Annotated in this window: 6 protein-coding genes; 2 read left to right on the plus strand and 4 right to left on the minus strand. The window is 71.1% G+C overall.

The annotated features are described in order from the left end of the window. Positions 1-977 (plus strand): hypothetical protein (locus ACR2JA_RS06100; protein ID WP_434008218.1); only part of this gene is annotated, 977 nt, incomplete at its 5' end. A gap of 17 nt (positions 978-994) precedes the next feature. On the opposite strand, the gene ACR2JA_RS06105 is transcribed toward ACR2JA_RS06100, so the two are convergent. The 4 genes from ACR2JA_RS06105 to ACR2JA_RS06120 form a co-directional block, all read right to left on the minus strand. Further along, on the minus strand, positions 995-2,131 hold the full coding sequence (locus tag ACR2JA_RS06105) for an aspartyl protease family protein (protein ID WP_434008219.1): 1,137 nt from the start codon (positions 2,129-2,131) through the stop codon (positions 995-997). An 8-nt stretch (positions 2,132-2,139) separates the two neighbouring features. Further along, positions 2,140-3,054, minus strand: a complete 915-nt coding sequence (locus ACR2JA_RS06110) for a toll/interleukin-1 receptor domain-containing protein (protein ID WP_434008220.1) — start codon at positions 3,052-3,054, stop codon at positions 2,140-2,142. A 97-nt stretch (positions 3,055-3,151) separates the two neighbouring features. After that, complete coding sequence (locus tag ACR2JA_RS06115; protein WP_434008221.1) at positions 3,152-3,481, minus strand: YegP family protein; 330 nt, start codon at positions 3,479-3,481, stop codon at positions 3,152-3,154. Positions 3,482-3,602: 121 nt separating this feature from the next. After that, entirely contained in the window at positions 3,603-4,529 is a 927-nt protein-coding gene (locus ACR2JA_RS06120) for a LysR family transcriptional regulator (RefSeq protein ID WP_434008222.1), read from the minus strand. Between the two features lie 128 nt (positions 4,530-4,657). Here ACR2JA_RS06120 and ACR2JA_RS06125 point away from each other — a divergent pair. Beyond that, on the plus strand, positions 4,658-5,895 hold a 1,238-nt coding region (locus tag ACR2JA_RS06125; RefSeq protein WP_434008223.1), incomplete at its 3' end, for a GMC family oxidoreductase.

A 5,895-nucleotide genomic window follows, 5' to 3' on the forward strand; every position in this document is an offset into this window, starting at 1 on the left:
AGGCCCTTGCCGTGGCGGCGTGGTGCACCGTGTCCGTCCAGCGGGCCCGCCGGGCCTTGCTGTCGGGATCCCCAGCCGGGGGGACGCGCTGCGGCTGGGCAGATGGCCGGTCTTCCACGCCCGCCGCGGCGGGCATAAGATGTTTTTCCCCTCGCGGCCAGGGGACGCATCCATCGGGCCGCGTCATGCATTGCCAGGAGAACACCATGGCTCACGCAAGCAAGCGGCGGGTGGCCCGCCGGGTTTCAGGGGGCGTGCTGACGGCCGCCCTGCTCGCCGCCTGCGGCGGTGGGGAGCTGTTCGCCATCCTGCAAATCGTCACGCCGCTGGCGGGAAGCTGGACTCTGGAGGGCGGTGGTGGCGGCAGCGTCTCGTTCATCGACGCAGAAAACCAGGACACGCTGTTCCGCCCCACGTTGGCGGTGAGCGTCAATGTGCTCCCGGCGCCGCCTGCGGTTTGCGGCGCCACCAATCCGCTCACCGGCACACTCGACAACGGCAAGCTCACGCTGCTGCCCAACACCACGCCGGCATCCACCACCGCCTGCATCACCGGCGTCTTCACCGATCTGCGGCGGCTGGAACTCTCCGTGACCGGCGAGGCTGCCAAGCGGGTCTACCTCAACGACCGCGTGGCTGTCAGCCTGCCAGTGGGTGTGTGGAGCCCGGAGAGCGGCACGCCGACGCTGAAATTCACCCAGCCCTTTTCTGTGGACAACGGAAGCACCGCAGGCGTGGTGGGGTGCGACGTGTCCAACACCGCCGCCAAGGTGAAGTTCAGCGGCACCATGGCGGGCTTCAACACCACCACCCTGGCGGTGCCCACCGCACCAGCACTGCTCGGCACCGCCTTCACCGACCTGAAGTTTGTCGACAGCGCCACCCTGACCTTGCGCAACGCCAACAACGCCCTCATCACCCTCAAGCGCAAGCCCGATCCGGTGCAGCCCGACCCACAGGGCACGCTCTGTCCCTGAGCCGCCACGCCGTGGCTTCAAGGCAGGCGCGGCAGAAAGTGCGCCCGCCGCAGCCGCAGCGTTCGCACGTCCGGCCCCACCTGCAGTTCCACTTCGTCTTGACCCTGCACGCGCGCCCACAGCGCGCGCAGGGGGGCGTCCACCCCGCCGCCGGCCCAGCGCCGCACAGCGTCGCCCCCCTGCAGACCCGCGGCCTGTGCCGGCCCGCCGGGCAGCACCGTGTCGACGAACAGGCCACCCGCGCGCTGCACCAGCGTCAGACCGAAACCGCCGGGCAGGCCGGGTGCATTGGGTGTCACGCACGCGCGCCGCTGGTCCATGTGCAGCCGCCAGCCCGCGCCGTCCAGCAGGGCCGTGCCCACCAGCCCGCCGACGCGTGGTGCCAGCGCACGGTGCAGGCCCGGCGCGCGCAAGCGCAGCACCGGCACGTTGGTCCGCTGCCACGCCCCCACCGCCACCCGCGGCGCCAGCGCCAGCCGGGCGCCGCCGGCCAGCGGCAGGCCGGGGGTGGCGTCGTCGGGTTCGGTGGCTTCGATCTGCACCACCGCGGCCGGGTTGCCGGTGTCCAGCAGCAGCGCCTGGGCGGGCCCGTCGTTGACGCGCAGGTCCAGCACCGGCAGCCCGCGGTGCGTGCCCAGCGTCAGGGGCAGCGTGTCGGCCGGGCAGCCCGCGGGCACGCTGTCGGTGATGGTCAGTGTCCAGCCCACCAGGTCCAGGTCCAGCGACACCCCCGCCAGCAGCGGCACCCCCAGGATGCCGTCCAGCCCTTCCCCCGCCGGGCCCACCAGCGTGCCCAGGTCGTCCAGCCGCAGCGCCGTCTGCCCGGCGTGCGTGTGGGTGCCGATGTGCAGCGGCGGCAGCGCCACCTCGGTGCCCTGGACCGGGCCGAGCGCCGTGTCCGCTCGTGCGCTCGCCCGTTCCGGCAGGCCGTGGCGCTGGGCAAACGCGGCCGACACGATGTGTCGCGTGCTCCCGGTGTCGATCAGCCAGCGCCCGCGCTGCCCGTTCACGTCCACCGGCAGTTCGATCCAGCCGCCGATCTCGCCCAGGCTCAGGCGCGTCAGCGGCACCGGCCCCGAATCGGCCCGCACAGCGCTGGCCTGCAGCAGCAGGGCGCACAGCAGCGCGGCGCCACGGTGGGCGCGGCGGTGCATGGGGCCGTTCACCGCAGCGTGTCCAGGTAGTCGGCCGTGCGCTCCACCAGCTCGGCCATCACCGGCTCCAGCGCCGCCACGCGTTCGCTGCGCCGCGCCTCGGCCGCGGCCAGTGCGGCGGGGTCCTGGCGCAGCACCGTGTCGTACGCGTTGATCGACTCGATCACATCGTTCAGCGCGAACGCCGCGCCGTGGAACACCTCGTTGCGGATGAAGGTGACCAGCCGCGCAAAGCCGCGCTGTGCCGAGACGCCAAAGCGCTGGCGGATCTCGCCGTCCGCGTCCGTCAGTCTCGGCATGAAGCGTTCGGTGAAGGCGTTGTATTCGTCCTTCACTTTCACCAGGTGCGCCACCGCGTCGTCCTGCACCAGCGTGGGCAGCGGCCAGGCCAGCGCCGCCTTCACCGCGAACAGCCGCGTCTGGTACTCCGCCAGGTCGGCCTCCAGCGCCTCGGCAAAACGGTGGTTGCTGTCGCCCCGTGGTTCCATCGCCTCCAGCCAGTCGCTGGCCCAGTGGAACAGCGTCAGGCCAATGGCGGCGCGGGACTTGGCCAGGCCGGGTTCGCTGGTGTCGCTGGCGTCGATGAACAGACGCTGAGCGAAGGGCGTGAACGGGGGCGCACAGGTGCGCAAGTCGATGCCCGGCTCGATCAGCACGGGCAGGATGAACACGCGGTCCTTCTGCGCTTCGCGCGCCAGCGCCCATTCCACCTCTTTGGCCACCCAGGCCTTGGCCAGCGACGTGCGGCTGACCAGCACGATGAAGACGTGGCTGTCTTCGATGGCGCGCACGATGGTCGGGTCCAGGGTCTGCCCGCCCAGCAGTTCGCGCACGTCCACCCAGACGTCGACAAAGTCGGGCAGTGCCGCCAGCGCCAGCGCCAGCGGCTTGTCTTCCCAGGCATGGCTGATGAACACGCGCATCGCTCAGGTCCTCTGCACCACAGGCCGCCACTGTGGACCCGTGGCGCGGGCTTGGCAAGCGCCAGCCTTGCGGGGCCGACGCCCCACCGGCACGCCGTCAGACCGTCTTGACGGTCGTGCCCGGGCCGTTGGTCTTGACCGACTCGATGCCCTTGTCGCGGCCCGCGGCGTCCTTGTACATCTGGCTGGTGCCGATGACCTGGTGGTTGCCGGCCTTGAGGTTGAAGTAGCAGCGGCCGTCGCTGGCGTCCTTGCGGTCGTAGCGTTCGTCCTGCGGGCTGTTGGTCTGCACCGACCGGATGCCGTTCTCGGCCGCCGCCTTGCTGTCGTACTGCTCGCTGCGCAGGATCACTTCACCGTTGCCCGCCTTGAGGGCGAAAGAAAACTTGCCTTGGTCGTTCGACGAGAGTTCGTACCAGCCTGCCATGTGATGTGCTCCTGTTGAGGCGGTCACGGTGCCGCCGCCGGTCATGGTAGGCCGCGGTTTGGAAGGCACAAGAGGGGCTTTCGCCGGTTGTGGCGCCCTGGCCGCGGCGGTGTGACGCCCGTCACCCCCACACCGCGTCGAGCGCCGCCAGCGCGGCGGCGATCACCGGTTCGCCGGCCCGTTCGGCCAGGCAGACAAAGCTCAGGTCGCAGTCCAACGCGACCTGATCGGCCACCACCAGCCCGTGCGCCTGCGCCTCGCGCATGGCGATCGCGTCGCGCACCAGGCTCAGGCCGACGCCGCTCTTGACCAGGTCCAGCATGGACGATTCCTGGTCCACCAGGGCCACGCGGCGCGGCTCGATCCCGGTGAGCGAGCCGGGGCCGAAGACGCGGCGCTGCAGCCGGTGGTGGGCGCTGGCCGCGGGCGTGGCCAGCCAGGGCAGGGCGGCCAGGGCCTTCCAGTCTTTGCCTTTGACCTGCGGCCCCCAGCCGGCGGGGGCGAGCACGCGGTAGGTGAAGCGGGTGAGGGCGCGCAGCCGGTAGGGCGGGCCCAGCGGGTCGGCCGGCAGGTCCAGGAAAAAGCCCACGTCCAGCTCGCCACGGCCCACGCGCGCCAGCACGTCACCGCTCATGCTCTGGCCCAGCTCGGTGCCCACCTGCGGGGCGCTCTCCACCAGCTGCCGCAGGAAGGCGCCCAGGCGGGTGAATTCCGGATCGAGGATGGTGCCGATGCGCAGCGTGCCGCGCACCGTCTGGTGCAGCGCGGCGGCGGCCTGGCCGAAATCGGAGAGCGCGGCCAGCGCCTTGTCGGCCAGCGGCAGCAGGGCCGCGCCCTCGCGCGTGAGCGCCATGCCCTGCGGTGTGCGGGTGAACAGTTGCAGGCCGGTGGCCTCGGCCAGGGTTTTGAGCTGCAGGCTCACCGCCGGCTGGCTCAGGTGCAGGCGCAGGGCCGCACGCGAGACGCTGCCTTCGCGCGCCACGGCGACGAAGGCGCGCAGGGTTTGCGGGTCGGTGGCGGGCAGGCGGGCGTGCGGGTGGGCTGTCATTATTTGGCGAGCTTATACCGGGGCTTGGCCGATTTCATTGGAAGTGCGCCGTTGAATCGGGCACAGTCCGCCCCATGCAGCGGGCTGCGTCATGAGTCCGGCCAATGAAGCACGAGGAGACCTTGCGCATGAGCGACCCCACCACCTTTGACTACATCGTCGTCGGCGCGGGCACGGCCGGCTGCCTGCTGGCCAACCGGCTCTCGGCCGATCCGGGCAAGCGCGTGCTGCTGATCGAAGCCGGCCGCAAGGACGATTACCACTGGATCCACATCCCGGTCGGCTACCTCTATTGCATCGGCAACCCGCGCACCGACTGGCTCTACCAGACCGAGCCCGACCCTGGTCTGAACGGGCGGCGCTTGCGCTACCCGCGCGGCAAGACGCTGGGCGGCTGTTCCAGCATCAACGGCATGATTTACATGCGTGGCCAGGCGCGCGACTACGACCAGTGGGCGCAGCTGACCGGCGACGCCGACTGGCGCTGGGACCGCTGCCTGCCCGCCTTCAAGGCGCACGAAGACCACCACCGGCTGGACCGCTACACCGAGGGCCAGGGCGACGCCGCCCTCGCGGCGCTGCACGGCCACCGCAGCCTGAACAGCCGCGGCGAATGGCGTGTGGAAAAGCAGCGCCTGCGCTGGGACGTGCTCGACGCCTTTGCCCAGGCCGCGCAGCAGGCGGGCATCCCCGCCACCGATGACTTCAACCGCGGCGACAACGAGGGCGTGGGCTATTTCGAGGTCAACCAGAAAGCCGGCTGGCGCTGGAACGCGAGCAAGGCCTTTCTGCGCCCGGTGCAGCACCGGCCCAACCTCACGGTGTGGACGCAGACCCAGGTGGAGCGCCTGCGGCTGGAGCGGGGCGCGTCAGGCGCGCTGCGCTGCACCGGTGCCGACCTGATCAGCCACGGCCAGCGCGTGCGCGTGAGCGCTGCGCGCGAGGTGGTGCTCAGCGCCGGCAGCATCGGTTCGGTGCAGGTGCTGCAGCTCTCGGGCATCGGCCCCGCCGCGGTGTTGCAGGCCGCTGGTGTGGCGCCGCTGCACGAACTGCCCGGCGTGGGCGAGAACCTGCAGGACCACCTGCAGATCCGCTCGGTCTACAAGGTGCAGGGCGCGAAGACGCTCAACACCCTGGCCAACAGCCTGTGGGGCAAGGCGAAGATCGGCATGGAATACGCGTTCAAGCGCAGCGGGCCCATGAGCATGGCGCCCTCGCAGCTCGGGGCCTTCACGCGCTCGGACCCCGGCCGGCCCTGGCCCAACATCGAGTACCACGTGCAGCCGCTGTCGCTGGACGCCTTCGGTGAGCCGCTGCACCCGTTCGACGCCTTCACCGCGAGCGTGTGCAACCTCAACCCGACGAG

The sequence above is a fragment of the Hydrogenophaga sp. genome (genome assembly GCF_051007235.1).
Taxonomy (GTDB): Bacteria; Pseudomonadota; Gammaproteobacteria; order Burkholderiales; family Burkholderiaceae_C; genus Hydrogenophaga.